The sequence below is a fragment of the Streptomyces sp. NPDC101160 genome, assembly GCF_044768205.1.
Taxonomy (GTDB): Bacteria; Actinomycetota; Actinomycetes; order Streptomycetales; family Streptomycetaceae; genus Streptomyces.
The window spans coordinates 397,242-418,159 of the sequence record NZ_JBIWPJ010000003.1; the positions used below are offsets into that span (position 1 = coordinate 397,242).

23 protein-coding genes and 1 pseudogene are annotated in these 20,918 nt (G+C 73.3%); 15 read left to right on the top strand and 9 right to left on the bottom strand.

Annotation, left to right across the window (positions count from 1 at the left end):
* Positions 1-100: 100 nt before the first annotated feature.
* On the bottom strand, positions 101-1,015 hold the full coding sequence (locus ACIRSU_RS11195) for a hypothetical protein (RefSeq protein ID WP_403790850.1): 915 nt from the start codon (positions 1,013-1,015) through the stop codon (positions 101-103).
* Positions 1,016-1,203: 188 nt separating this feature from the next.
* Positions 1,204-1,806 (bottom strand): class I SAM-dependent methyltransferase, encoded by a 603-nt coding sequence (locus ACIRSU_RS11200; RefSeq protein ID WP_403790852.1) that lies wholly within the window; start codon positions 1,804-1,806, stop codon positions 1,204-1,206.
* Positions 1,807-2,021: 215 nt separating this feature from the next.
* On the opposite strand from ACIRSU_RS11200, the pseudogene ACIRSU_RS11205 reads away from it, so the two are divergent.
* The 8 genes and pseudogenes from ACIRSU_RS11205 to ACIRSU_RS11240 all read left to right on the top strand — a co-directional run.
* A pseudogene (locus ACIRSU_RS11205) lies at positions 2,022-2,783 on the top strand (MHYT domain-containing protein); the annotation flags it as partial.
* Positions 2,784-3,092: 309 nt separating this feature from the next.
* The gene (locus ACIRSU_RS11210) at positions 3,093-6,056 is read left to right on the top strand and encodes a nitrate- and nitrite sensing domain-containing protein (RefSeq protein WP_403790854.1); all 2,964 of its coding nucleotides are present in this window, start codon (positions 3,093-3,095) and stop codon (positions 6,054-6,056) included.
* Positions 6,053-6,487 carry a roadblock/LC7 domain-containing protein gene (locus tag ACIRSU_RS11215; protein WP_403790856.1) on the top strand — a complete coding sequence of 145 codons (435 nt, stop codon included), beginning with the start codon at positions 6,053-6,055 and terminating at the stop codon, positions 6,485-6,487. Before ACIRSU_RS11210 ends, ACIRSU_RS11215 begins: the two co-directional genes overlap by 4 nt.
* 12 nt (positions 6,488-6,499) lie before the next feature.
* Positions 6,500-6,964 carry a DUF742 domain-containing protein gene (locus tag ACIRSU_RS11220; protein ID WP_403790857.1) on the top strand — a complete coding sequence of 155 codons (465 nt, stop codon included), beginning with the start codon at positions 6,500-6,502 and terminating at the stop codon, positions 6,962-6,964.
* Positions 6,945-7,658, top strand: a complete 714-nt coding sequence (locus tag ACIRSU_RS11225) for a GTP-binding protein (protein WP_403790859.1) — start codon at positions 6,945-6,947, stop codon at positions 7,656-7,658. Before ACIRSU_RS11220 ends, ACIRSU_RS11225 begins: the two co-directional genes overlap by 20 nt.
* Before the next feature lie 108 nt (positions 7,659-7,766).
* A complete protein-coding gene (locus ACIRSU_RS11230; protein WP_403790861.1) occupies positions 7,767-8,174 on the top strand; it encodes a roadblock/LC7 domain-containing protein in 408 nt (135 codons plus the stop codon).
* Between the two features lie 96 nt (positions 8,175-8,270).
* Positions 8,271-9,689, top strand: a complete 1,419-nt coding sequence (locus tag ACIRSU_RS11235) for a DUF6397 family protein (protein WP_403790862.1) — start codon at positions 8,271-8,273, stop codon at positions 9,687-9,689.
* Between the two features lie 53 nt (positions 9,690-9,742).
* Positions 9,743-11,365 carry an ATP-dependent DNA ligase gene (locus ACIRSU_RS11240; RefSeq protein WP_403790864.1) on the top strand — a complete coding sequence of 541 codons (1,623 nt, stop codon included), beginning with the start codon at positions 9,743-9,745 and terminating at the stop codon, positions 11,363-11,365.
* A gap of 6 nt (positions 11,366-11,371) precedes the next feature.
* On the opposite strand, the gene ACIRSU_RS11245 is transcribed toward ACIRSU_RS11240, so the two are convergent.
* Both ACIRSU_RS11245 and ACIRSU_RS11250 read right to left on the bottom strand, forming a co-directional pair.
* Complete coding sequence (locus ACIRSU_RS11245) at positions 11,372-11,530, bottom strand: hypothetical protein (RefSeq protein WP_403790866.1); 159 nt, start codon at positions 11,528-11,530, stop codon at positions 11,372-11,374.
* Positions 11,527-11,763: a hypothetical protein gene (locus tag ACIRSU_RS11250; protein ID WP_403790868.1), complete on the bottom strand. Its 237-nt coding sequence runs from the start codon at positions 11,761-11,763 to the stop codon at positions 11,527-11,529. The genes ACIRSU_RS11245 and ACIRSU_RS11250 overlap by 4 nt, the downstream gene beginning before the upstream one ends.
* A 70-nt stretch (positions 11,764-11,833) precedes the next feature.
* Here ACIRSU_RS11250 and ACIRSU_RS11255 point away from each other — a divergent pair, with 70 nt between their 5' ends.
* A complete protein-coding gene (locus ACIRSU_RS11255; protein ID WP_403790869.1) occupies positions 11,834-12,457 on the top strand; it encodes a TetR/AcrR family transcriptional regulator in 624 nt (207 codons plus the stop codon).
* An 18-nt stretch (positions 12,458-12,475) separates the two neighbouring features.
* Here the strand turns inward: ACIRSU_RS11255 and ACIRSU_RS11260 are convergent, their stop codons facing one another.
* Positions 12,476-12,955, bottom strand: coding sequence for a DUF6328 family protein (locus ACIRSU_RS11260; protein ID WP_403791482.1), 480 nt, complete (start codon positions 12,953-12,955; stop codon positions 12,476-12,478).
* Positions 12,956-13,167: 212 nt separating this feature from the next.
* On the opposite strand from ACIRSU_RS11260, the gene ACIRSU_RS11265 reads away from it, so the two are divergent.
* From ACIRSU_RS11265 to ACIRSU_RS11280, 4 genes are all read left to right on the top strand, one after another.
* Positions 13,168-13,545 carry a hypothetical protein gene (locus ACIRSU_RS11265; protein WP_403790871.1) on the top strand — a complete coding sequence of 126 codons (378 nt, stop codon included), beginning with the start codon at positions 13,168-13,170 and terminating at the stop codon, positions 13,543-13,545.
* A 311-nt stretch (positions 13,546-13,856) separates the two neighbouring features.
* Positions 13,857-14,636, top strand: a complete 780-nt coding sequence (locus tag ACIRSU_RS11270; RefSeq protein WP_403790872.1) for a polysaccharide deacetylase family protein — start codon at positions 13,857-13,859, stop codon at positions 14,634-14,636.
* A gap of 443 nt (positions 14,637-15,079) precedes the next feature.
* Positions 15,080-15,841 carry a hypothetical protein gene (locus ACIRSU_RS11275; RefSeq protein WP_403790874.1) on the top strand — a complete coding sequence of 254 codons (762 nt, stop codon included), beginning with the start codon at positions 15,080-15,082 and terminating at the stop codon, positions 15,839-15,841.
* Positions 15,838-16,209 (top strand): peptidase inhibitor family I36 protein, encoded by a 372-nt coding sequence (locus ACIRSU_RS11280; RefSeq protein ID WP_403790876.1) that lies wholly within the window; start codon positions 15,838-15,840, stop codon positions 16,207-16,209. The genes ACIRSU_RS11275 and ACIRSU_RS11280 overlap by 4 nt, the downstream gene beginning before the upstream one ends.
* 199 nt (positions 16,210-16,408) lie before the next feature.
* Here the strand turns inward: ACIRSU_RS11280 and ACIRSU_RS11285 are convergent, their stop codons facing one another.
* The 4 genes from ACIRSU_RS11285 to ACIRSU_RS11300 all read right to left on the bottom strand — a co-directional run bounded on the left by ACIRSU_RS11285 (position 16,409) and on the right by ACIRSU_RS11300 (position 19,496).
* Positions 16,409-16,822: an SHOCT domain-containing protein gene (locus ACIRSU_RS11285; RefSeq protein WP_403790878.1), complete on the bottom strand. Its 414-nt coding sequence runs from the start codon at positions 16,820-16,822 to the stop codon at positions 16,409-16,411.
* 91 nt (positions 16,823-16,913) lie between these two features.
* Positions 16,914-17,363, bottom strand: a complete 450-nt coding sequence (locus tag ACIRSU_RS11290; protein WP_403790879.1) for a peroxiredoxin — start codon at positions 17,361-17,363, stop codon at positions 16,914-16,916.
* A gap of 68 nt (positions 17,364-17,431) precedes the next feature.
* A complete protein-coding gene (locus tag ACIRSU_RS11295; protein WP_403790881.1) occupies positions 17,432-18,043 on the bottom strand; it encodes a PadR family transcriptional regulator in 612 nt (203 codons plus the stop codon).
* A gap of 40 nt (positions 18,044-18,083) precedes the next feature.
* Positions 18,084-19,496 carry an FAD-dependent monooxygenase gene (locus ACIRSU_RS11300; protein ID WP_403790883.1) on the bottom strand — a complete coding sequence of 471 codons (1,413 nt, stop codon included), beginning with the start codon at positions 19,494-19,496 and terminating at the stop codon, positions 18,084-18,086.
* A 105-nt stretch (positions 19,497-19,601) separates the two neighbouring features.
* Here ACIRSU_RS11300 and ACIRSU_RS11305 point away from each other — a divergent pair, with 105 nt between their 5' ends.
* The gene (locus tag ACIRSU_RS11305; RefSeq protein WP_403790884.1) at positions 19,602-20,258 is read left to right on the top strand and encodes a TetR/AcrR family transcriptional regulator; all 657 of its coding nucleotides are present in this window, start codon (positions 19,602-19,604) and stop codon (positions 20,256-20,258) included.
* A gap of 66 nt (positions 20,259-20,324) precedes the next feature.
* On the top strand, positions 20,325-20,810 hold the full coding sequence (locus ACIRSU_RS11310; protein ID WP_403790886.1) for an SRPBCC family protein: 486 nt from the start codon (positions 20,325-20,327) through the stop codon (positions 20,808-20,810).
* The last annotated feature ends 108 nt before the right edge of the window (positions 20,811-20,918 follow it).

Here is a 20,918-nt window from a genome sequence, read left to right on the forward strand (position 1 = left end):
CTCGTCGACCGGGCGATCACCCGGTTCACGGGAGGTACGGCGTTGCCGCAGCGGCGCGATGGGCGCGCCACGCCGCCTCGGCCCGCCCACGGGGGCGCGCTCAGCTCGGCCGTACCGCCATCGCGTCAAGCGCCTTGAGGAGCGCGGGCAACCGCGGTCCGCGGGCCACCGGCAGCACCTCGTTCGGCGCCTCGTCGAGCAGGACGAAAGCCATGTCGTCGGTGCGGGCCACGAGCGACCAGCCGGGACCGTCGGCGCGCAGCATCCGTGCCTCACCGGCCGCGAAACTGGACCGGACCCGGCCGACGGGCGGTGCCTCCTCGACGTACGCGCTGAGCTCCCGAAGAGCACGGCGCACGGTGCCGTACGGGCCGGAGGCCTCGTCCTCGGCCCCGTCGCCCGACCCCACCTCGCCATCCTGGCCGTTGCCGTTGCCGTCGCCCATGCCGTTGTCGGCCTCGCCGGCCCCGCCCTCCGCGGGGCCACCCAACCGGGCCCGCCACTCCGCCCACTGCAAGGCCACCATGTCGGCGCCCATGCGGCGCTGGGCCGGACCCCAGGTGGTGCCGTCGGGCGGGGTGAGCGGAGCGGGGGCGCCCTCCTCGGGTGCGGGATCGTGGGGCGCCGGGAGGCCGGGCGCGGCGGTGGCGACGGCCAGCGGCCAGCCGGGCAGCGCGCACACCACGGACCGTTCGTCGGGGGAGAGGTCGTACGCCATGCCGCAGTCCCAGGAGGCGATGGCGACGGCGACCAGCGACACGTCGTCCACGACCACGGTCCACCGGGCACCCGTGCCGTCCTGGCCGAGCACGAGCCCGTAACCACCGGCCCACGCCTCCAGGTGCAGGGCCGCGCAGGCCGCCGGGTAGTCGTCGCCGAGCACGCTCGGGAACTGCGCCGGCGTGAGCAGCGCCGCCGTCAGCACGAACAGTGCGTCGTCGTCAGTGGCGGCGGCGTCGGCGTAGCCGGCCGTGCCGGTGGCGGCGCCGCTCGCGACGGATTCCGGTGCACCCACGTCAGCCTCCCCTTCGCGTCCCCGTCTGGTCGTCGGCGCACCCTAACCAGTGAGTAACCCGCCCGTCGAGAGCTGTTCCGTGATCTCCCCGGAACTTCCGGAACTTCTCGACCGACGGGTTCGTTGAGGGGCGACCCGAACGGCCGCGTACGCGGTAGGACTCGGTCAGCCGCGTTCGTGGACCGCGGTCATCCCGTACGGCGCACGGCCAGTGCCAGATAGCGGTGGTCCTCGTCCGTGTAGCTCCGCAGCTCCCAGCCCGAAGCGGCGAGCAGCGGGCCGAGGTTGGGCTCGGCACGAAGATCGTCGTCGGTGATCCGCCGGCCGTGCCGGGCGGCCAGCGCGGCCCGGCCGATGGGGTGGAAGAGCGCGAGCCGCCCGCCGGGCCGCACCACCCGGGCCAGCTCGCGCAGATCGCCGGCCGGGTCGGCGAGGTGCGATATCAGCCCCGCCCCGAACACCGCGTCGAGCGCCCCGTCCCGCAGCGGCAGCCGCGCGACGTCGGCGAGGAGCAGAGCTCCGGCCTCGGCTCGCCCCGCCTTCGCCGCCGCTATGAGCATTTCGGGCGTCAGGTCGGCGCCGATCACCGTGCCCGTCGGGCCGACCGCCTCGCGCAGCGGGGGCAGCGCGCGGCCGGTGCCGCAGCCCGCGTCCAGGACGGCGTCGCCAGGAAGCAGGCCGAGGTCGGCGACAGCAGCGGCATAGGCGGGGCCGTCGTCGGGGAACCGGGAGTCCCAGGTGGCTGCACGGGCGCCGAAGAACTCCCGTACCTGTGTGGGGTCATCGCTCATGTGTCCCATGATCCATCACCCCCGGCCTCCCCTGGTGTCACTCAAAGCGTGATTCCAGAGGCGCGCCGTGTCGTTCTATCGCTCGGAAGAGTGAACGATCTGTGCGCATGTTCGACCTCGCTCTGATCGTTCGGGAACATCTCTCTGTCATATTCCATCAGCTTTCGAAATGCGCCCCCGGTGCGCCCCCAGGGGCGCACTAGCGTCCCCGAGTCATGGGACACCTGGACCACGCCACCTACGGCTGGCTGACACCCGTGCTGTCGTACGCGATGGCCTGCATCGGCGCCGCCCTCGGCCTGCGGTGCACCGTACGCGCCCTCGAGGCGACCGGCCGCTCACGCCGCAACTGGCTGCTCACCGCCGCCTCCGCCATCGGCACCGGCATCTGGACGATGCACTTCGTCGCGATGCTCGGCTTCGGCGTCTCCGGCACCGACATCCGCTACGACGTACCCCTCACCCTCCTCAGCCTGGCCATCGCCATGCTGGTCGTCGGCATCGGGGTCTTCGCCGTCGGACACGGCCGCGACCGCGTCCGCTCGCTCCTGATCGGCGGCCTCACGACGGGCGTCGGCGTGGCGAGCATGCACTACACCGGCATGGCCGCGCTGCGACTGCACGGCCGGGTGACCTACGACCCGCTGCTGGTCGCCCTCTCCGTCGTCATCGCGGTCGTGGCCGCCACGGCCGCACTCTGGGCGGCGCTCAACATCCACCGGCCGGCTGCCGTGGCGATCGCCTCCCTCGTCATGGGCGCCGCGGTCAGCAGCATGCACTACACCGGGATGTTCGCCGTCGGGATCGAGGTCGACCCCTCCGCCGCGCCGCTCCCCGGAGCCAGCGCCATGCAGTTCATCTTCCCGCTCGCCGTCGGCCTCGGCTCCTACCTCTTCATCACCGCCGCCTTCGTCGCCCTCTCGCCGACCGCGAGCGAACGCGCCGCCTACGCCTCCGCCGAACGCCTCACCGAACCCGACGAACGCGCCGTCGACGTCGCACCCCCCGGCTTCCGCCCCGAGCCGGACCGCGTCCGCGAGCCCGGCCCCAGGCCCGCCTACGCCTACCCGTCCGGCCCTGTGCACGGCCCGACCGACCCCCACGACGCACGCGCCTGACACCACCCGCCTCGCCCTCCGCGTACCCCTCACCCTCTCAGCCCCTCCGCATCGCCTGGATTCCCCGACAGCCCGTCGGCCCCGCCCCGCCCGCTCCCGCCCACCACACACCAGCACCGGCGGACCCGCCGCTCCCACCGGGTCCGTGCACGAAGGAACGAGGAGGCCATGCGAACTCCCCGCAGGACCCCGGACGACGGGGCTCCCGCACAGCCGCCCACCGCGGCCCGCGGCCGCCGCGCGCACGCCGGACCACCCGCCGACGAACCGACGACACCGCGCGAAGGGACCGGACGGCGCGAAAAGACCGCATCGCGCGAACGGACCGCATCGCGAGAACGGACCGCGTCACGCGAAAGCACCGGACCGCGAGAACGGACCGGACAGCGACCAGGGACCGCGTCGCGCGAAGGGACCGGACCGCGCGACGGGATCTCCGGACGGCCCCTCGGACAGACCGCTGGGCTGACCTCTGAGCGCATCCGCGAGAGCCCTGAGCCGACCGTCGGGGGCGCCCCCGGGCCCCTCGTCACCGCGCCCGCAGCAGGCGCGCCGCCGCGGCCCGCGCCCGCCGGACCGTCCGCCCGCCGGCCCCACGGCCTGCGGCCGCGCACGGTCCGCGCGAAGATCGTCTCCCTCCTCATGGTCCCGGTCGTCTCGCTCCTCGCCCTCTGGGGCTTCGCAACCGTCACCACCGCCCAGGACGTCGCCCGCCTCCGGCTCCTCCAGTCCGTCGACGCCGACGTCCACCAGCCCGTCGCGAGGGCCCTCAACGCCCTCCAGGACGAACGCCGCGCCGCCGTACGCCAGGCGACCGCCCCCACCGCCGGTCGCGCCGCCGAGCTCAGGGACCGCGCCCGGGCCACCGACGCCGCAGTCGCCCGGCTCCGCCTCGACGACCGGCACACCGTCGCCGACAGCGGCGGCCTGCCCGTCGACGTCTCCAACCGCCTGACCGCCTTCGTCGACCGGGCCGAAGCCCTGGACCGACTGCGCACCGCGGCCGCCGACGGCCGCGCCGACGCGGCCCGCCTCTACGCCACGTACACCGACACCATCTCGGCCGGCTTCGCCGTCGGCGGCGCCCTCGCCTCCATCGAGGACCCGCGCAGCGGCTCCGAGGCACGCGTACTGCTCGAACTCGCCCGCTCCGGCGAGATGCTCGCCCGCGAGGACACGCTCCTCGGCGCCGCCCAGCTCACCGGCCGCTTCGACACACAGCCGCTGCGCGACTTCGGCGCCTCCGTGGCGGCCCGGCGCACCCTCACCGACTCCGCCACCGCCGACCTGCCCACCGCACAGCGCACCGCCTGGCGCGAACTCACCGCCACGCCCGGCTACCGCAGGCTCACCGCCGCCGAGGACCGGCTGCTCGCCGCCACCCCCGGCCGGCGTGCCGCCCAGGCCGTCGGCTCCGGCGACTGGGACACCGCCCGCGCCTCCGTACGCGACGGGACCGGCTCCGTCGAGCAGGCCGCCCGCGCCGCCGCGGCCGACCGTCACGACCCGCTCGGCGGCGGCCTGCCGCTCGCCGGCGCCGCCGCCGTCCTGCTCGGCCTCGCCGCGGTCGCCGCCTCGCTCGCCATCTCCGTACGCATCGGCCGCGGCCTGGTCGTCGAACTCGTCAGCCTCCGCAACACCGCCCTGGAGATCGCGCGCCGCAAACTCCCCGCCGCCATGCGCCGGCTGCGCGCCGGCGAGGAGCTCGACGTCCACGCCGAGGCACCGCCCGGCCCCGCCCCGCAGGACGAGATCGGCCAGGTCGGCGAGGCCCTCACCACCGTCCACCGTGCCGCCCTGTCCGCAGCCGTCGAACGAGCCGAACTCGCCAGCGGCATCTCCGGCGTCTTCGTCAACCTCGCCCGCCGCAGCCAGGTCCTGGTGCACCGACAGCTCAACCTGCTCGACAGCATGGAGCGCCGCGTCGACGACCCCGGCGAACTCAGCGACCTCTTCCGGCTCGACCACCTCACCACCCGCATGCGCCGCCACGCCGAGAGCCTCATCATCCTCTCCGGCGCCGCACCCGGCCGCGCCTGGCGCGTGCCCGTCCCGCTCACCAACGTCGTCCGGGCCGCCGTCTCCGAGATCGAGGACTACGCGCGCGTGGAGGTGCGCCCACTCCCCGAGACCGCCGTCACGGGCGGCGCCGTCGCCGACCTCACCCACCTCCTCGCCGAACTCATCGAGAACGCCGCCCAGTTCTCCCCGCCGCACACCAAGGTGCGGATCAGCGGCGAACCCGTCGGCAACGGCTACGCCCTGGAGATCGAGGACCGCGGCCTCGGCATGGGCAAGGAGAGCCTGGCCGAGGCCAACGCCCGGATCGACCGGTCCGAGGCCCTCGACCTCTTCGACAGCGACCGGCTCGGCCTGTTCGTCGTCAGCCGCCTCTCGTCGCGGCACGACATCAAGGTGCACCTGCGCACCTCGCCGTACGGAGGCACCACCGCCGTCGTCCTCCTCCCGACCGACCTGCTGCAGAGCGCCCTCCCGCCCGGCCGTAGCCCTGCCGGGGAGACGCTGCCGCAGTCCGCCGGGCCCGAGAACACGGGCGAGCGGGCGGCCGAGGACGAACCCGCCCTGCCCCGGTCCCGTGCCGTCCCCGACCCGCCTCGTATCCCCGCGCTCGCCGCCTCTTCGTCCCCCGTGATCGCGGCTTCTTCGCCCCCCGCAGCCACGGAGTCGGGTCCGCCGCCGGCCCCACCGGCCGGTGTCACCGCCCTGCGCGCCCGGACCGGGCCGCCGCCGGGCAAGAGCGGCCGGGACGAGGGCGACGCGAGTGAGGGCCAGGCGCAGAGCGGCAGCGGGAACAGTGCGGTCGGCGAGCTGCCCCGCCGGGTGCGCCAGGCCAGCCTCGTACCGCAGTTGCGCGAGGCACCCCCGGCGCCCGATCCGGCCGCCGTCTTCGGTGCCGTGGACGCCCCGGCGGAGCGGACTCCGGAGCAGGTCAGGGACCGGATGTCGGCCTACCGCGACGGCTGGCGGCGCGGCGGCGGAGCCGCCCCCGGCATCCCCGGCACCTCCGGCGTCCCGCGACGGACTCTCGGCAACGGCCACGCCCCCGCCCCGGCCCCCGGCGGCCACGGCCGCCTATCCAGCGATCCCGCCCGTGAAGGAGACGACGAATGATCGACCACGAGAGGATTTCCCACCATCGTTCCGGAGAACTCGACTGGCTCCTGGACGACCTCGTCATGCGCGTCCGCGAGGTCCGCCACACCGTCGTGCTCTCCAACGACGGACTCGCCGTCGGCGCCTCCAACGGCCTGAGCCGCGAGGACGCCGAGCACCTGGCCGCCATAGCCTCCGGCTTCAACAGCCTCGCCAAGGGCGCCGGACGCCAGTTCCACACCGGCGGAGTGCGCCAGACGATGGTCGAGATGGACGACGGCTTCCTCTTCGTCGCCGCCGCCGGCGACGGCTCCTGCCTCGCCGTACTCAGCGGCGCCCACGCCGACATCGGCCTCATCGCCTATGAGATGGCCCGCCTGGTGAAACGGGTCGGCGAGCACCTGCACACACCGCCGCGGCTGACCGCGACCCCGCCGGCTGCCGGCTGACCGGAGACCCCCATGAACGAGGACAGCACCGGCACTGGCGCCCGTGCGGGTACCGGCACCGGCACCCGCACGCGCGGCGAGGCCGGCCGGACCGTGCCGGGCAGTCAGTGGTACGACTCCGAGGCGGGGCCGCTCGTCCGGCCGTACGCGATGACCGGCGGCCGGACCAAGCCGGGACCGAGCAACGTACGGTTCGACCTCATCGCGCTCGTCGTCGTCGACGACCAGCCGCCGGACCGGGCCGCCGAGTCGCTGCTCGGCCCCGAACACCGCGCCCTGCTCCAGCTGTGCCGGGCCGAGACACAGTCCGTCGCCGAACTCGCCGCCGACGCCGACCTTCCCGTAGGGGTCGTCCGGGTTCTCCTGGGCGACCTTCTCGAAGCGGGCTTCGTGAAGGTCAGCAGGCCCGTACCGCCCGCACAGCTCCCTGACGAACGGATCCTGAGGGAAGTCATCGATGGCCTACGAGCGCTCTGAGTCCACCCAGAGCACCCAGAACATCCAGAACATCCAGAGCACCGAAAGCTCCAGGAGCGCGCCGAACGACCCGAGGCCGCAGAGTGCGCAGAGCACGCAGGGCGCCCCGGCGAGCGGTGCGGACACCACCGCGCTCGCCCTGAAGATCCTGGTCGCCGGCGGCTTCGGCGTCGGAAAGACCACCCTGGTCGGCGCGGTCAGTGAGATCCGCCCGCTGCGTACCGAGGAACAGCTCAGCCGGGCCGGCGAGTCCGTCGACGACACCGGCGGCGTCGACCAGAAGACCACCACGACCGTCGCCATGGACTTCGGCCGCATCACCATCCGCTCCGGACTCTCCCTCTACCTCTTCGGGACACCGGGCCAGGACCGCTTCTGGTTCCTGTGGGACGAGCTGTCCCAGGGCGCGCTCGGCGCCGTCGTGCTCGCCGACACCCGGCGCCTGGAGGACTGCTTCCCGGCCGTCGACTACTTCGAGCACCGCGGCATCCCGTTCGTCGTCGCCGTCAACTGCTTCGCGGGCGCCCGGACCTACGGTGCCCACGACGTCTCACGCGCCCTCGACCTGGACCGCGGCACCCCGGTCGTGCTGTGCGACGCGAGGGACCGCGACTCGGGGAAGGAGGTGCTCATCCGGCTCGTGGAGTACGCGGGGCGGATGCACACCGCGCGGCTCCTCGACTCCGTGGGCTGACGGCGGCACGCGGGTGATGAGGGGTGCTTGCCCTGTCCACGACAGTGCGTAAGGCTGGCCGGACACACGCACACGGGGCCGTACGGGGCCACAGGGGGAGGAATACACATGGCGCTGGACCGAGGACTCGACTGGCTGCTCGACGACCTGACCCGCCGGGTCGACGCGATACAGCACGCGCTGGTGCTGTCGAACGACGGACTGGTGACGGGCGCGAGCAGCGGACTCGCGCGGGAGGACGCCGAGCACCTGGCGGCCGTCTCCTCCGGCCTGCACAGCCTGGCCCGCGGCTCGGGCCGGCACTTCAAGGCGGGCCGGGCCCGGCAGACGATGGTCGAGTTCGACGAGGCGCTGCTCTTCGTGACGGCCGCCGGAGAAGGCAGCTGCCTGTGCGTGCTCAGCGCCGCCGAGGCTGATGTCGGCCAGGTCGCCTACGAGATGACGCTGCTGGTCAACCGGGTGGGCGAGCACCTGGGCGTGGCGGCGCGGCATCCGGGTGGTGTGACCGGCGACTGAGAGTTATCCACAGGGCGAGCGGGGTGTCGTCACTGTGCGTTACGGTCATCACCGAAAGTGTTCGAGCTGAACGCAGTACGGGGGAGGACCGACCGCATGACCACGCAAGAGACCACGCAGACGACACGGACGACGAAGGCGACGCAGGCGACGCAGACGGGCCGGACGACGGCGACGAGGCAGACGGCGCGGGTGGGGCAGGCGGCACAAGCCAAGGCCGACACGGAGCTCTCGGCGACGGTGGCTCCGGGGCGCGCCGCGCGGGAACTGGGACTGAGGCGCGACGAGTTCGAGTTCGCCGTCTACACGGGAGCCGTCCGTACGGTGCCGGGCCCCGCGCCCGGCCCGGCGGACGGCCCGGTCGACCTGGCGCGGCGCCGGGTGCCGCGCGCCGAGATCGAACGGCTCCGGGCCGCCGAGGACTGGCCCACAGGGCTGCGCGAACGCGTCAGGGCCGTGGGGACGAACGAGGGCGCCGCGCTGCTCGACATCCCTCCGAACCGCTTCTGCCGCCTGGCCCGTACGGGGCACTTCAGCCCCGTGCGGTTCTACGTCAACCGCTATCGGGCCGTCGTCTGGCTCTACCCGGCCGCCGAGCTGGGGGAGTTCGCGATCGAGCACCCGAGCCTGCTAGCCGGCCGGTTCCCGCTCGAAGTCCGTGAGCGGGAGGAGGAGTGCCCGGACTGGCGGCCCCGCAACTGGCGGGCGCGACGGCTCGGCATGCTGCTGAGGGCCCACGACGACCCCTGGGTACGCACGGCCGCCATCGCCTCGCTCCTCGACTCCGCCCATGTGGCCGAGGTCGTCGACGACCCCTTCGAACGGGCGTATCTGGACCGGCTGCGCCCCGCACCGCCCAGCTGGCGGACCGGCTCCCCGGCCGCCCGGGAGATGGCCGACCGGCTGATGCTCGCCGACGACCCGGACGAGATCCTCTGGCACCGCATGAGCCTCGCCCTCGCCCTGGACGAGGCCCGCGCCGACCGCGACGTGCCGCGTCCGGGCGCGACACGCCAGACTCCGGCACCTCTGGCCCTACGAATCCCCGGACACGAGCCCATGCCCGCGCCGGAGCCGTGGCCCGCGCCGGAGCCGTGGCCCGAGCCCGTGCCAGAGTCCCAGCTCGCGCCCCTGCCCGAGTCCGCGGCCGCGTCCGAGTCCGTGCCGGATCCCGAGTCGGCGTGGGAACCCGGGCCCGAGTCCGTGCCGGATCCCGAGTCGGCGTGGGATGCCGGGCCCGAGTCCGTGCCGGAACCCGGGTCTGTGTGGGAACCCGGGCCCGAGTTCGTGCCCTGGTCCGAGTCCGTGCCCCGGTCCGAGTCCGTGCCCCGGCCCGTGTCGGTCGTGCGGCCGGAGGCCGGTGTCTTCGGCGCTCCTGGGCGCCCGCCGGAGGCCCGTGTCTTTGGCTCTCCCGGGCGCTCGCCGGCGGCGACGCGTCCTCCCGGCAGGCGGACCCGGCGCAGCCTCCTCGACCGGCTGCGCGGCCGGAAGGCGGCGAGATCCCGCGGGGAGTGACGGGGCGGTGCGGCCGGGGTGCGCGGCCCGGCGGGCGCGGGCACGATGGGCGCATGCTCCTTGTCCGGGTCGCGGAGGTGTCGGGGCAGGTCGCCGCCACGTCGGCGCGGTCGCGGAAGACCGCGCTGCTCGCCGAACTGTTCGCGGAGGCCGAGCCCGAGGAGAGTCCGCTCGTCATCGCCTATCTTTCCGGGCAGCTTCCGCAGGGGCGCATCGGGGTCGGCTGGAGCGTGCTCAAGAACGTCCTGCCGCCGGCCGTGCCGCCCGCCGGGCAGCCACAGCTCACCCTGACCGGTACGGACGCGGCGATGACCGAGCTGGCCGGCGTCTCCGGCGCCGGCGCGCAGGCGCGGCGGCTCGGGCTCGTGCGCGAGCTGCTCGCCGCGGCGACGCTGACGGAACAGGAGTTCCTGATCCGGCTGCTGTCCGGCGAGGTCCGCCAGGGCGCCCTGGACGCCGTCGCTCTCGAAGGCGTCGCCAGTGCGGCGTCGGTCACGCCCGCGGAGTTGAGGCGCGCCGTGATGCTGGAGGGTTCGCTGCCTCGGGTCGCGCGGGCCGTGCTCGCCGAAGGGCCGGCCGCCCTCGACCGGTTCACCCTGCGGGTCGGCAGCCCCGTGCAGCCGATGCTCGCGCACACGGCGGGCGGCGTCACCGAGGCCGTGGCGGCCCTCGGCCCCTGTGTGGTGGAGGAGAAGCTCGACGGGATCCGCATCCAGGTGCACCGGCGTGGCGAGGAGGTCCGGGTCTACACCCGCTCCCTCGACGACATCACCGGCCGGCTCCCCGAGGTCGTCGCCGTCGCGCGGACCACCGAGGGTGAGCCGTTCGTCCTGGACGGCGAGGTCATCGCCCTCGACCCGGCGACGGGCCGCCCGATGCCCTTCCAGGACATCTCGTCCCGGGTCGGCTCGCGCGTCGACGTGGAAACGGCACGGGCCGCCCTGCCTCTGTCGCCCGTCTTCTTCGACGTGCTCGCGGCGGACGGCGAATCCCTGGTGGACCGGCCCGGCAGCGAACGCCACGCCGTGCTCGCGCGGCTGCTGCCCGAGCCGCTGCGGGTGCGCCGCACCGTCGTCGCCGACCCGGCGGACCCGGCGGCGGTCGACGCGGCCGAGGCGTTCTTCCGGGACACCCTGGCCCGCGGCCACGAGGGCGTCCTGGTGAAGGCCCTGGATGCGCCCTATGTCGCCGGACGGCGTGGCCGCACCTGGTTGAAGGTGAAGCCCGTGCACACCCTCGACCTGGTGATCCTCGCCGCCGAATGGGGCCACGGCCGACGTACCGGACTGCTCTCCAACCTGCACCTGGGCGCGCCGGCCGACGACGGCACGTTCGTGATGCTCGGCAAGACGTTCAAGGGCCTCACCGACGAGATGCTCCGCTGGCAGACCGGGCGTCTTCGCGAACTCGCCGTCTCCGACGACGGATTCACCGTCCGCGTCCGCCCCGAACTCGTCGTCGAGATCGCCTACGACGGCCTCCAGCGGTCCACCCGCTACCCGGCCGGCGTCACGCTCCGCTTCGCCCGCGTGCTCCGCCACCGCCCGGACAAGCGAGCGTCCGAGGCCGACACGGTCGAGCGTGTCCTGGCGAGTTCGACCGCCTCAAGAGACACTGCGTCGTCGCCGCGCGATGCGACGAGCTCGCGGTCCGCTCCGAGGCGACCGTCCTCGTAGCGACCGTCAGTTCGGGGGTTTGTTCGTGCGGCCGGCTCGGTGCCAGAGCGTTCGGAGGCCGAGTGCCAGCACGGTCAGGGCCGCCACCACGATGACGACCTTGATCACCAGGTCGAGCAGCAGGTGGTGCAGGAGTTCCGACGACTCCGTGGCGAGGGTGATCATCGGCAGCCGTCCGGTCGTCGCGGCGAGGAGGTCCCGCCGCGGGCGCCGTCGAGGCGACGGGTGGCGGCGCGGAGGGCGGCCTTCAGGGCGGGGTCGGCGTAGCGGCGGACGTCGTCGAGGCGGCCCCTGCGCTTGAAGTGCAGGGCCACGGCGAAGGCGAGCAGTGCCAGGACGACCAGGCCGGCCGCTATGAGGCCGAAGCGGATGAGCATGAGGTTGAGGACTGTCTCCATGAGACCCTCCAAAGGATTTATCACGCCTGTGATAAATCCAGTTGTATCACACGCGTGATAAAAAGGCTCCATGCCCAAGCAGGTGGATCCGGAAGCCCGCCGCCGCCACGTCGTCGACGCCCTGTTCCGCGTCGTCGTCCGTGACGGTCTCCAGCGCACCTCGCTGCGCGCCGTGGCCGACGAGGCGCAGCTCAACATCGGCTCGCTGCGCCACTACTTCGCGAGCCAGCAGGAGCTGATGCGTTTCGCGATGCAGTCGATGCTCGACCGCCTCGGCGCCCGGCTGCTCGCGCACGTCGAGCGGATCGGCGATCTGGGGCAGCACCCGCGAGCCGAGCAGCTGCCGCTCGCGGCCGGCCTCCTCGCCGAGCTGCTCCCGCTCGACGAACGCCGTCACGCCGAGGTCACCGTCTTCCTGGACTTCAACACCGCCGCCCGCACCGACCCCGCCTTCGGTGAGCTGTCCCGCCGGACCGCGGAGGGCGCACGACGCTTCGTACGCAGGGTGCTCGCCCGGCTGGACGCCGCGGGTGCCCTCCGTGCCGGCCTCGACCTCGACCTGGAGACCGAGCGGCTGACGGCCCTGCTGGACGGCCTCGGTCTCAGCGGCGTCCTGCACCCCGGGCTCCTCGACCCGCAGGCCTGCCTCGACGTGCTGCACGCGCACCTGGCCGAGCTGGGCGCGGCGGACTGACCCCTCGGCGGACCGGCCTCAGTCGTGCGGTTCGGTCGTGTGGCGGTGCCGGACCCACAGGGGCAGCACGAACCAGCACAGCAGGTACCCGGCCATCAGGCCGCCCACCAGCCAGGGGACGTAGGGGGCGCGGGTCGCCACGCGCAGGACGAGGAGCAGCGCGGCGCCCACGGTGGCGACCAGCAGCAGGAGGCCGGCGAAGGTCAGCCGGGAGGCCCAGATCACCGCTTCGGGCTTGATTCGGCGGCCCGCGACGATCCGGTGGAAGGAGACGGGCGCGATCAGCATCCCCGTCGCCGCGGCGGCCAGTGTGATGGTGACGATGTAGATCGAGCGGTCGCTGTCCGACAGCTCCGCGAAGCGCGGTGTGAAGACGACGGTCAGCAGGAAACCGAAGAGGATCTGTACGCCCGTCTGGGCGACCCGGATCTCCTGCATCAGATCGGTCCAGCGCCGGTCCGCCCGCTCGTTCGGCGTCTCGTGGCGCCCCAGGGCCAGCCCGTCGGCGTCCGGCTGCTCCGACCGGTCCGGCTGCTCCGACTGCTTCGGCTTCTCGGGCTCCGCGGGCCCGTCGGCCCCCTGCGCCTCTCCGCCCACGACCGACCTCCCGTCCGCCTCCCGTACCGCGCTCGTACGGTTCTCCCTCCACGGTGGCACGAACCTCGCGGGACGCCCCGCCGAGAGGGATGCTGGAAGCGGCAACCGAGGAGATGAGCGACGTGTACGACTTGCACATCGACACCGACGTCACCGTTCAGCTGAGCGAATGCTGCCGGGAGGACGCCCAGGCCGTCTTCGAAGTCCTCGACCACGCCTACCAGCTCGAGGACATGAGCGGGCCGGGCCCGCAGGCCGCCACCGCGCCCGCCACCACCGTCTGGATGGCCACCTTCGACACGGCCGGCGGCCGGCACGAAGAGACCTCGCCCCCACAGCTGACCGGGAAGGTCGGCGCGCTGCTCACCGGCGGCTACCGCGCGGTCGACGACGTCGAGAAGGTGCTCGCCCGCAGCTTCGACATCGAGTCCCTGCAGTCCGTCTCCGGTGACCAGGAGACCGAGGCCCGCCTCCTCCTCGCGTCACGCTGACGGGCCCCCCGTACCCCGGGCGGAGCGGACCGGCGCCGCCCGGAGTCACCATGCCCTTGTGTCTTCCCGCGCAGCCACGCTCCTGCGTCTTCCTGCGTCGTCACGTCCTCGTGTCTTCCCCGGGCCTGTCCGGGCGGATCGGAGCCGGACAGGCCCCGCGGTGTGCCGGCGACCTGCGCGCCCGCGACGCGACCCCCGTTGCCTTCCTCAGCTATACACCGTGTGTAGAGTGCTCGACGAGCCGCAGGGACCCGCCATGACCAGGCGTGGGCCCTGGCAGTCGAACCATTTTCGGGGAAAGCGGGTTGCACATGTTCCGAACCAAGCCGGGTCGTCGCCGTGGGCCGGCGCTCGCCCTTCTCGCCGCCACGTCGCTGATCCTCACCCTCGGCGGCTGCTCCGCCGACACGGTCACGCCCGGCGAGGCGCGCGACAACGCCAAGGCTGCTGACGCCGCCCGCGCCCCCGTCGACTGCACCAAGGTGAAGTGCATCGCCCTCACCTTCGACGCCGGACCCGGCGAGGACACCCCGCACCTGCTCGACATACTCAAGGAGAAAAAGGTCCCGGCCACCTTCTTCCTCCTCGGCAAGAAGCACGTCGACCGCTATCCCGAGGTCGTCAAGCGGATCGCGGACGAGGGTCACGAGGTGGCCAACCACACCTGGAGCCACCGCATCCTCACCGACCTCGACGCCGCCGAGGTCCGCGACGAGCTCTCCCGCACCCAGGACGCCATCGCGAAGATCACCGGCCGCAAGCCCACCCTGATGCGCCCACCGCAGGGCCGCACCGACGAGGCCGTCTCCGACGTGGCCCGCGAACTCGGCCTCGCCCAGGTGCTGTGGAGTATCACCGCCAAGGACTACTCCACCGAGGACTCCGCGCTCATCCGGCAGCGCGTGCTCGACCAGGCCCACGGCGACGGCATCATCCTGCTCCACGACATCTACGGCGGAACGGTCCCGGCCGTGCCCGGGATCATCGACGAGCTCAAGCGCCGGGGCTACACCTTCGTCACCGTTCCTCAGCTGCTCGCCCCGGGGAAGGCCGAGCCCGGCGTCGTCTACCGCCCGGAGAAGGACGACTGAAGGGTGACTGAAGAGCGACCGCAGTGACTCGAAGGCCATTGGAAGGGCGCCCGCGAGAGGATCGAAGGCGTCAAACAGGGTGAGGTGACTCACATCCGGCACAGGGGACACACCGGAACAAGCGGTGAAGGTTTATCGTTCATCTGTATGTGACGCCGAAGGGGCCCGGTCCCCAGGTCCCCCCCCCGTGAGGTGACCGCCCTTCCTCGCGTCACGGCAAACGGCCCCGGTTGGAATCCCCCGTCCAACCGGGGCTGTGTCGTATCCGCAACCGGGGCGCCCGGCCGCCTGTGAGCGGCGCGCGCTCCGGCGCGTTCGACCCCTTCGAGTGAGTCGCCGCCACTCATCGCATGGCCCGACCGGCACCGGGCATTGATCGCCACGAAACCGGCGGCACCCACCCCGCCGGCCACCATCGTCCGGGCCCGCCACCAGGGGGAACCATGCGCCACACGACCCGCCGCGCCCTCGTCACCGCGGCCGCCGCCCTCGTCCTCGCCGGCTGCGCCACCGTGCGCCCCGGTCCGTCCGGAGCGGCCGAGACCGGTTCGCGCACCACGCGGCAGGAGCAGGACCGGCTCCTCGAAGCCGCCGAACAACGGCTCGTCGCCGAGTGCCTCGACGGCCAGGGCCTTTCCCTGCCGCCGGTCAACCAGGCGCGTGCCCCCGCCTCGCAGGACCTCCGGCTCCAGACCGCCCTCTTCGGCAAGGACCCCAGGGAGCTCTCCCTCACCCTCGCCACCGGCCTCACCGTCACCGCCAACAGCGACGGCTGCGTCGCCACCGCCCGCGCCACGCTCTACGGCGACCAGAACCGCTGGTTCCGTGCCCAGGTCACCGTCGACAACCTGCGCGCCGAGGCGCAGGCCCGGATGAAGGACGACCCCGCTCACCGGGCCGCCCTCGACCGCTGGACCCGCTGTGCCGCGCCCGCCGGTGGGCCGCGCGCCGGCCGCCCCGATCCGGTCGTCGCCGTGCGCTGCACCCGCGAGAGCGGACTCGCCGACGTCCGTGCCCGGCTCGAACCGGCCGAGCTGGCCACCGTACGCACCCTCCACCGCGACCAGGTCGTCGCCTACGAACAGCTGCGCGCACGCGCGCTGCGGCGGGCAGCCGAACTGTCCGCCGTCACCAGGAAGACCACCACCAAGAACACCGCCCCCGACGAGACCCTCACCGAGAAGAAAGGCAACGACGCTTCATGAAGCGACTCCTCGGCTCCACCGCCGCCGCCCTGCTCGCCCTCGCCGGCGGACTGGTCCTGACCGGGCCCGCCACCGCCGCCGAGTGCCCGTCCGGAAACTTCTGCGTGTGGCAGGACGCCAACTTCGGCGGCCAGCGGGCCAACTGGAGCGGCGACGACGGCTGGTGGGAGAGCTGGATCGCCGACACCGACTCCTCCTGGGCCAACCACGGCATCTCCGGACCGGGTATCAAGGACTACGTCCAGGTCTACGAATCCGCCTGGCAGGGCGGCGCCATGACGATCTGCCTCGCGCCCGGCCAGGAGGTCGGCTACGACGGCGCCGCCAACGACCGCGGCGACTCCCACATCTGGGCCACCGGCTGCTGATCAGCCGTCGGCGCCGCACACGCACGATCGCCCGCCCGTCGCCCCTGACCGGGGATGACGGGCGAGGGTCCGCGCCGGCCAGTTCACCGAGGAGCGGCCGCCGAGCTCGGTGAGCGTGAGCCCGCGATCCGGTCGGCGAGCGCGAGAGCCGGGCGGGCTCCTCCGCGCCGCCCGCCGACCGCGCCGCCCACCGCGGGCTTCAGGACAGGACCTTGGCCTTCGCCCTCTCGAACTCCTCGTCCGTGATGGCGCCCCGGTCCCTCAGCTCCGTGAGCCGCGCGAGCTCGTCCACGCCGCTGCCCTGGCCCCCGCCGCCACCGCCCGGCGCGGTGCCCGCGGCCTTGCGGATGTAGTCCTGGAACGCGGCCTCGTTCTCTCTGGCCTGCTTCACGTCGCGCTGCCCCATGCCCTTGCCGCGGGCGATGACGTACACGAGCACGCCGAGGAAGGGGAGCACGATGCAGAAGATCAGCCAGCCCGCCTTCCCCCAGCCGCTCAGCCCGTCGTCACGGAAGATGTCCATGACGATCTTGAAGAGCAGGAACAGCCACATGATCCAGAGGAAGAACCAGAGCATGGTCCAGAAGACGTTGAGCAGCGGGTAGTCGTCCATGCGTGCACTCCGTTCCCGCGGAGGGCCCTGATGCGGCCTCGCGTACCAGCGAGTGTCGCCGAACCCCTCGGAGCCCGCATGTCGTGGCCGGCTAGCGGGCGCGCAGTGCCGCCAGCGCCCGGTCCGCGTGCGCGCTCATCCGCAACTCGCTGCGGACCACTTCGAGCACCCGCCGGTCCTCGTCGATGACGAAGGTGACCCGCTTCGTCGGGGCGAGCGAGAAACCGCGCGTCACGCCGAACCGGTCGCGGATCTCGCCCGCCGGGTCGGAGAGCAGCGGATAGCCGAGCGAGTGCCGGTCGGCGAACTCCTGCTGCCGGGCGACCTCGTCGCTGCTGATGCCGACGGGCTGGGCGCCGGCCGCGCGGAACTCGCCCGCGAGGTCGCGGAAGTGGCATGCCTCGGCCGTGCAGCCGGGGGTGAGTGCCGCGGGGTAGAAGAAGAGGACGACCGGCCCTTCGGTCAGGAGCCCGGACAGGGAACGGGGCTGCCCGGTCTCATCCGGAAGGGTGAAGTCCTCGACGATGTCACCGACCTTCATGCGACCGGACGTTACCCCACGGTAGTCCCACCCGTCACCCGTCCGGCGGGCGAACCGGAGGAATGGCCTCAGCCGTGAGCGACGTGCCGTCGCTCCTGCTGCTCCTCTCGTGCCCGCCGGGCTTGCCGCTCCTGTCGTTCCGCGAGTACCGCCAGGACCCGCTCGCCCCAGCGCACGTTCTCCTCCTCGAAGGCGATGCCGCGCATCAGCGTCAGATACGGCCCGACACGCTCGGTCCGCGCCAGATAGGCGGCCTCGTCGAGGCCGTCCAGCAGCCGCTCCCGCAGCCGTTCGTAACGCGCGAGCTTCGCCCGGGCCGTCTCCATGCGCTCCCGTACGTGCTCGCGCACCGCCGCCGTGTCACCCTCGTCGCACGCCTGGACCTGCACCATGAGCTCGTCGCGGACCGCGGTCGGCTTCGGAGTGTGGGCGGTGTAGGTGATCAGGTCCTGGTGGCCGGCGTCGGTGAGGGTGAACATGCGCTTGTTGGGGCGCCGTTCCTGCTGCACCACCCGGGCCGTGATGAGACCGGCCTCGGAGAGCCGGTCCAGCTCCCGGTAGAGCTGCTGCGGCGTGGCCGCCCAGAAGTTGGCCACGGACACGTCGAAGAGCTTGGCCAGGTCGTACCCGGACGCCTCTCCCTCCAGGAGAGCCGCCAGGACCGCGTGCTTGAGAGACATCCGGACAAACTAGCAGCCTGTTGAATACTTCGGTCCACACCTATTCACCCGCGAAAGACCTGGTGAGGGGCGTGAGCGGCGTGAGTGGCGGGGTCCAGGACGCGTGGCGCAGGATCATCCGCACCGCCGTGCCCGACGGGGCCAGCCGCATGAGGGTGTTGCGCAGCGGCACGGCGAGCGGGTGGGCGAGCTGCTGGCCCATCCGGCCGGCCTGCCGGGCGGCCGCCGCGACGGCGGTGGCGCGCGGTCGCCGTGCGGTGTCGTAGCGGGCGAGCGCGCTGTCCACGTCACCCGTCCGGCCGAGTTCGGCGGCCAGGACGACGGCGTCCTCCAGGGCCTGGCAGGCGCCCTGGCCGAGGTTGGGGGTCATGGCGTGGGCCGCGTCGCCGAGCAGGACGGTGCGGCCGGAGACGTACGACGGCAGGGGAGTGGCCAGTTCACCGATGTCGTGGTGGAGGACGTCCTCGGGCCGGGTGGCCGCGAGCAGCTCGGGGATCGGCTCGTGCCAGTCCGCGAAGCGCCGGCGCAGCACGGCGAGCGGGTCCGGATGGCGCACGCCGGCGGGCGCGTTGAGAACCGCGTGCCACTCGGCGCGCCCGTCGGTGAACGCGATGTGCCCGAACTCGGCCCCGCGCCCCCAGGTGATCTCGAAGTCGGTACGCAGGTCGAGCGGGCGCTCGGTGATGGCGCGCAGCACGGTCGAGCCGCTGTGCACCGGGCCCGGATGGCCCGGGAACAGGGCGGCGCGCGTCCGGCTGCCGATCCCGTCGGCGGCGACCACCAGATCCGCCTCCACGACCTCCACCGACCCGCTCGTAGCGCCGCTCGCCGACCCGCCCGCGCCGCCGCTCGACGACCCGCCGCCGTTCGTAGCGCCGCTCGCCGACCTACCCGCGCCGCCGGCCGACCCACCCTCACCGCCGCCGGCCGATCCGCCCTCGCCGCCGGCAGCCGATCCGCACGCGGTGCCCTTCACCGACTCCGCCGACCCGCCCGCGCCACCGTCCGTCGACTCGGCCACCGGCTCGAACTCCACCCGTGCCCGGCGCCCGTCCGCCTGTGCCAGCGCCACCGTGGCGGTCACCCCCGTGCGCAGCGTCCCAGGGGCGAGCGCGTCGCGCAGCAGTCGGTGCAGCTCGGCGCGCGGGATGCCCACGATGGGGGAGCCGAGGACCCGTTCGAGAGCCGCGCCGTCCATGCGGGCCAGCCAGGAGCCGCTCGGGGTGCGGGTGCCGCCGGTGTACTGGCCGCGCCCGGCGGCCCGTACGGCCGCGCCGACGCCCAGGGCGTCCAGGGCCCGGATCCCGTTGGCGGCGAGCGAGATGCCGGCCCCGGCGTCCGCGAGGACCGGCGCGCGGTCGACGACCGTCACCTCCCAGCCGATCCTCCGCAGTCCGACGGCGGCGGCGAGCCCGCCGATCCCGGCGCCCACGACGACGGCGGTCTGTCCCATGTCCGTGCTCCTCATCGCTTCTCGTTCGTCCGCTGACTGCACGCCACGCCTTCTACATCTGTAGAAGAATAGACCCGGCCTCTACAGGTGTAGAAAGAGGGGGTGATGATGCCGCCAGAGACCTCGCCCGCGCCCGGCTCCCGCCGCACCCTGCTGGCCGACGCCGCGCTCGGCGTCCTCGCCGACGCCGGCATGCGCGGTCTCACCCACCGGGCCGTCGACGCCGCCGCGGGGCTGCCCCCGGGGACGACGTCCGCGTACTTCCGCACCCGTTCGGCCCTGCTCACCGCACTCGTCCGCCGGCTCGTCGAGCTCGACCAGGCCGAGCTGCGCACCGCCGCCGAGCAGACCCCCGTGCTGCGGACGGAAGCCGAGCTGGTGCGGGGCCTGGCCGCGCTGGTCGCCGCCCGCACCGGCGGCGAGGGGCGGCGCCGCTCACTCGCCCGCTACGCCTGCGTCCTGGAGAGCGTGCGAGACCCCGAACTGCGCGACATCCTGGTGCCGAGGGAGAACCCGGGCCGCCAGGCCGTCCGGGACTTCCTGGCGGCCCGGGGCGTCGCGGATCCCGAGGCGCGCACCCTGACCCTGCTCGCCTGCGTGGACGGACTGGTCCTGGACCGGGTCGTCGCCGGAGAGGGCACCACGGACGGCCGGCCCGGCACGAGGAATGCGACGGACACGTGGGACCCGAGGGGTACGAGCGACACGAGGGACACCAGGGAGGAGATCGAGGGGCTCGTGGCCGCGGCCCTGCGACCGTGAGCCCAGCAGCGAGACCACCAAGGCCGAACCACTGAGGCCGAAACCACCGAGACCGAGACAGACACCATGGACAACAGCGCGTTCGTCTACACGACGTACATCCGCACCACCCCCGACGAGCTGTGGAAGGCCCTCACCGACCCGGCCTTCACCCGGCGCTACTGGGGCGTGGCCTTCGAGACGGACTGGATCCCCGGTTCGCCCATGGTCTGGGAGGAGGGCGGACGGACCACCTCCGACCCCGCGCAGGTCGTCCTCGCCGCCGATCCGGGCCGGCGCCTCTCGTACGCCTGGCACACCTTCACCCCCGAATGGGCCCAGGCGGTCGGAGTCGGCGAGGACATCTACGCCCGTCTCGTCGAAGAGGGGCGTTCCAAGGTGACGTACGAGATCGAGCCGGCCGGCGACATGGTCAAGCTCACCGTCGTCCACGACGACCTGAAGTCCGACGGCACCATCCGCGCGCTCGTCAGCGAGGGCTGGCCGGCGATCGTCTCCAGCCTCAAGACGCTCCTGGAGACCGGCGAGGAACTGCCCGACGTGCCCCGCTGAAGGCACCTCCCCGCGGGCCCCGTGACGCCGCCCGCGTTGGTGCTTTCGAGTCGTCTCACGGGGCTCTCGCACGCCACGCCCGGTCGGTTGATCATCTTTTCGTCCCCC

Coding starts and splice junctions, on each gene's coding strand:
- ACIRSU_RS11200 (WP_403790852.1), bottom strand. CDS start 1,806: ATGAGCGATGACCCCACACAGGTACGGGAGTTCTTCGGCGCCCGTGCA.
- ACIRSU_RS11210 (WP_403790854.1), top strand. CDS start 3,093: ATGCGAACTCCCCGCAGGACCCCGGACGACGGGGCTCCCGCACAGCCG.
- ACIRSU_RS11215 (WP_403790856.1), top strand. CDS start 6,053: ATGATCGACCACGAGAGGATTTCCCACCATCGTTCCGGAGAACTCGAC.
- ACIRSU_RS11220 (WP_403790857.1), top strand. CDS start 6,500: ATGAACGAGGACAGCACCGGCACTGGCGCCCGTGCGGGTACCGGCACC.
- ACIRSU_RS11225 (WP_403790859.1), top strand. CDS start 6,945: ATGGCCTACGAGCGCTCTGAGTCCACCCAGAGCACCCAGAACATCCAG.
- ACIRSU_RS11230 (WP_403790861.1), top strand. CDS start 7,767: ATGGCGCTGGACCGAGGACTCGACTGGCTGCTCGACGACCTGACCCGC.
- ACIRSU_RS11235 (WP_403790862.1), top strand. CDS start 8,271: ATGACCACGCAAGAGACCACGCAGACGACACGGACGACGAAGGCGACG.
- ACIRSU_RS11240 (WP_403790864.1), top strand. CDS start 9,743: ATGCTCCTTGTCCGGGTCGCGGAGGTGTCGGGGCAGGTCGCCGCCACG.
- ACIRSU_RS11245 (WP_403790866.1), bottom strand. CDS start 11,530: ATGATCACCCTCGCCACGGAGTCGTCGGAACTCCTGCACCACCTGCTG.
- ACIRSU_RS11250 (WP_403790868.1), bottom strand. CDS start 11,763: ATGGAGACAGTCCTCAACCTCATGCTCATCCGCTTCGGCCTCATAGCG.
- ACIRSU_RS11255 (WP_403790869.1), top strand. CDS start 11,834: ATGCCCAAGCAGGTGGATCCGGAAGCCCGCCGCCGCCACGTCGTCGAC.
- ACIRSU_RS11265 (WP_403790871.1), top strand. CDS start 13,168: ATGAGCGACGTGTACGACTTGCACATCGACACCGACGTCACCGTTCAG.
- ACIRSU_RS11270 (WP_403790872.1), top strand. CDS start 13,857: ATGTTCCGAACCAAGCCGGGTCGTCGCCGTGGGCCGGCGCTCGCCCTT.
- ACIRSU_RS11275 (WP_403790874.1), top strand. CDS start 15,080: ATGCGCCACACGACCCGCCGCGCCCTCGTCACCGCGGCCGCCGCCCTC.
- ACIRSU_RS11280 (WP_403790876.1), top strand. CDS start 15,838: ATGAAGCGACTCCTCGGCTCCACCGCCGCCGCCCTGCTCGCCCTCGCC.
- ACIRSU_RS11285 (WP_403790878.1), bottom strand. CDS start 16,822: ATGGACGACTACCCGCTGCTCAACGTCTTCTGGACCATGCTCTGGTTC.
- ACIRSU_RS11290 (WP_403790879.1), bottom strand. CDS start 17,363: ATGAAGGTCGGTGACATCGTCGAGGACTTCACCCTTCCGGATGAGACC.
- ACIRSU_RS11295 (WP_403790881.1), bottom strand. CDS start 18,043: ATGTCTCTCAAGCACGCGGTCCTGGCGGCTCTCCTGGAGGGAGAGGCG.
- ACIRSU_RS11300 (WP_403790883.1), bottom strand. CDS start 19,496: ATGGGACAGACCGCCGTCGTCGTGGGCGCCGGGATCGGCGGGCTCGCC.
- ACIRSU_RS11305 (WP_403790884.1), top strand. CDS start 19,602: ATGATGCCGCCAGAGACCTCGCCCGCGCCCGGCTCCCGCCGCACCCTG.
- ACIRSU_RS11310 (WP_403790886.1), top strand. CDS start 20,325: ATGGACAACAGCGCGTTCGTCTACACGACGTACATCCGCACCACCCCC.